Consider the following 1,317-nt stretch of genomic DNA (forward strand, 5'->3'; position numbering starts at 1 on the left):
CCTTCGGTCTGTGGCTCGGCCAGCGCAACCCGTTCCGGCGCAACGTGTTCGTCTGGCTGCCGAAGACGCACCTGCAGGGCAGCCGCGACAGCTGGCAGCGTTTTGACCCGGACGATCCTGGCACGCAGGTGCAGGCACGCGAGCGCCATGGCAAGCCGCTGGGTTTCCTGGCGGGCTTCCTGCTGGCGGCCGGACTCACCGCGAAGGACTGGCAGGACCGCAGCGCGATGCGCCTGGCCACCGCGCGCAACCGCGTTGCGCGGCTCGCGCTGCGGCCGGGCGAGGGCGAGCTGCACATCGGCATGCCGCGCAAGCGCATCCTGCGGATGGCGCGGCGCTATGGCACGGCCAGCGGCCGCCTGTTCGTCGAGCGCTATGCCGATGCGCCGGGCCAGCGTGCGACGCCGGCCTGGCGCGAGCAGCGCTGGGTGCGGCTGCAGGCGCTGCTGGCGGGCTTGCGCGGCTGGCTGAAGGGGGCCGCTTCGGCGGCGGCGAGCCAAGCGCACACGGTGCCGATGCGGGAGGCGATCGACGAGGCCGTGCATGTGCAGCCTTTGCATCCGCCCCGACGCGAGCGGGACAACAGGCCGCGTGTCGACGACGAGACGCGGCAGTTGAAGCCCGACGAAGCGGCGCAGTTGCAGGCGTTGCTGGACGGCGTCGAGGCGCTGGAGGCGAGGTTCCGATTGAACGACGGCGAACAGCCGTATCACCCGTTGCCGGCGTCGGAACTGCGGCTGCGCACGCCGGTGTGAGCATCGGGCCCGCGAACATCTTCAACGGGCGTGTGAGTGTCCGGCGACCTGTCCATCACCGCTCGTTGGCGCGATGTGCGATTGACTTCGCCCATGGGGCGTCTCGATTCTATTTGACAAGGCGCTTGGTCACGAGAAGTGTTCAACACTCAGACGGTTGCAGAGGGCGGCTACTGTGCCGCCGTATGACGACTCCAACAAGAGCAATGAGCACGAGTTGTGATCTCGAGTGAGTTGATCGATTGTTGGAGCGAGATCTCTCTCCAGGAAGTTTCCACCAAGCAAAACTCGCCAAGCGTCTTCGCTGACGTGCTCAGCCGAGTTCAACCGCCAGAAAAAAACTTCCGAGACCACCAGACCGCTGATGAAATCCCTCAGGCCGATTCTGATGACACCGGAAAGCAGCAACTGCTGGCGCTGCCCGGAAGCCGTCTGAAGATTCAGATGGAAGGTCCGGTCAAGGGCAAGTCCGAAGGACATCATCACGGAGTCGTGAACGCCAAGTCCTATGACTCTTCCAGAAGGTTCTGTTTGCATGCGGTGAAGCTGATTCGAGATGAGA

2 protein-coding genes are annotated in these 1,317 nt (G+C 65.0%); both read left to right on the top strand.

Translation table 11 applies throughout. The annotated features are described in order from the left end of the window. A partial coding sequence (locus tag AC1D15_RS32675; RefSeq protein ID WP_477829334.1) for a hypothetical protein occupies window positions 1-755 on the top strand: 755 nt, incomplete at its 5' end. A gap of 219 nt (window positions 756-974) precedes the next feature. Next, a partial coding sequence (locus AC1D15_RS32680; protein ID WP_477829335.1) for a hypothetical protein occupies window positions 975-1,317 on the top strand: 343 nt, incomplete at its 3' end.

Source organism: Rhizobacter sp. P2_H2 (genome assembly GCF_056403375.1).